The sequence below is a fragment of the Halorubrum sp. SD612 genome (assembly GCF_002135005.1).
Genome location: NZ_NEWI01000300.1, coordinates 1 through 1,905 on the forward strand (window position 1 = coordinate 1; position 1,905 = coordinate 1,905).

Annotated in this window: 2 protein-coding genes; one reads left to right on the top strand and one right to left on the bottom strand. The window is 70.1% G+C overall.

Annotated features, from left to right (window positions below; translation table 11 throughout):
* Nucleotides 1-213 precede the first annotated feature (213 nt).
* Nucleotides 214-1,194, bottom strand: coding sequence for a PLP-dependent cysteine synthase family protein (locus B9G38_RS16655; protein WP_086221115.1), 981 nt, complete (start codon nt 1,192-1,194; stop codon nt 214-216).
* Nucleotides 1,195-1,358: 164 nt separating this feature from the next.
* On the opposite strand from B9G38_RS16655, the gene B9G38_RS16660 reads away from it, so the two are divergent.
* Nucleotides 1,359-1,905: TGS domain-containing protein (locus tag B9G38_RS16660; protein WP_198945731.1), on the top strand; the 547-nt coding region annotated here is incomplete at its 3' end.

Consider the following 1,905-nt stretch of genomic DNA (forward strand, 5'->3'; position numbering starts at 1 on the left):
CCTCCCCAGCCTCGTCGGGCGCGTCCTTAGGGCTCCCTTCGGTCGCCCTCGGAGCGCCCGACTCCCTCGCGCGTGCGACTCGCGGCCGTCGCTTCGCTCCGGCCGCTCGCAGGCACGCGCCACCGCGGATATTTATAAACGATCGTCGCCGTCGCTCAGATCCTATTTAAATATCGCACCGGTCGCGACTACAGCGCCGCTCTCGCACCGAAATTACCCCTCCCACTCCTCGAACGAGCGGTAGACGCCCTTCGAGAGGTATCGCTCGGAGGAGTCGGGGAAGACGGTGACGACCGCGTCGTGCGGGGCGTCGGTCTCGCCGTCGCGGATCCCGCGGGCGACCCGCTTCGCCGCGATCGCGTTCGCGGCCGACGAGGAGGCGACGAGGTGGCCCTCCTCGGCCGCGAGCCGGCCCATCTCCGCGTGGACCTCGCGGTCGTCGATCGCCCGGATATCGTCGACGAGGCCGGGGTCGAACAGCTCGTTGGTGTCGATGTCGTGCGTGCCGATCCCCTCGGTCTTGTACGCCTCGTGGTCGACCTCCTGGCCGAGGAACTCGCGGTACGCGGAGCCGGCCGGCTCGACCGCGACGACGTGGGTGCCCTCGTCGCGCTCGCGGAAGTACCGGGCCATCCCCATCAGCGTGCCGCCGGTGCCGCAGCCGGCGACGACCGCGCCCACCCCGCCGTCGAGCGCCTCGTCTATCTCCGGTGCGGTCGTCTCGTAGTGCGCCTCCGCGTTGAGCGGGTTCGAGAACTGCTGGGGGACGACCGCGTCGTCCAGTTCGTCGGCGATCTCGCGGGCGCGCTCGATGGCGAACCCCATGCCGTCGTCGCTGGGGGTGTTGACGACCTCCGCGCCGAGCGCGCGCATGAGCTGCTGTTTCTCCACCGAGAAGCGCTCGGGGACGACGAAGACGGCGTTCAGCCCCAGCTGTTTGGCCGCGACGGCGAGCCCGATCCCGGTGTTGCCGGCGGTCGGCTCGACCACGGTCCCGCCCTCGCCGACGTCGCCGCGCTCCAGCATGCGTTCGAGCATGTACTTCCCGATGCGGTCCTTGACGCTCGCGCCGGGGTTGAACGACTCCAGCTTGGCGTACACCGGCACCGCGTCCGGCGCGTCGTGGACCTCGACGAGCGGCGTCTCCCCGATCGCCTCCAGCACCGACGACAGGGGCTCCCGATGATCGGTCATGGCGCGGCAAACGTTGCCGCGGGATTTGTGTGTTGCCATCGCTTCCGCCGGATCCGGGGCTCCGGAGCGCCGGCAGTCGTTGCCGGGGTCCGGCTCCGCCCGCCCGGCGCCGAGGGGTGAGTCCGGCCGCGCGTGCGAGCCCGCGCCACGGATCGAACACACTTATGCCGGTCGTCCGGCTCCGATGCTGTATGAGCGAGACCGATGCGGAGGCCGAGGTGACGGTCGTCCTGCCGGACGGATCAGAGCTGGCCGTTCCGGCGGGGTCGACAGTCGAGGACGTCGCCTTCGAGATCGGCCCCGGGCTCGGTCGCGACACCGTCGCGGGGAAGATCGACGGCGAACTCGTCGAGAAGTACGCCGAGGTCCACGACGGCGCGCGGATCGAGATCGTCACCGACCAGTCGGACGAGTACCTCACGGTGTTGCGCCACTCGGCGGCCCACGTGTTCGCGCAGGCGCTCCAGCGGCTCCGCCCGGAGGCGACGCTGACGATCGGCCCGCCGACCGACGAGGGGTTCTACTACGACGTCACCGACGTGGACCTCGACGAGGACGACCTGGCCGCCATCGAAGACGAGATGGCGGCGATCATCGAGGCCGACTACGACATCGAGCGCGAGGTCCGCTCACGCGAGGCGGCGACGGAGACCTACGCCGAACACGAGTACAAGCGACAGATCTTACACGAAGAGGCCGACGGCGAGGAGG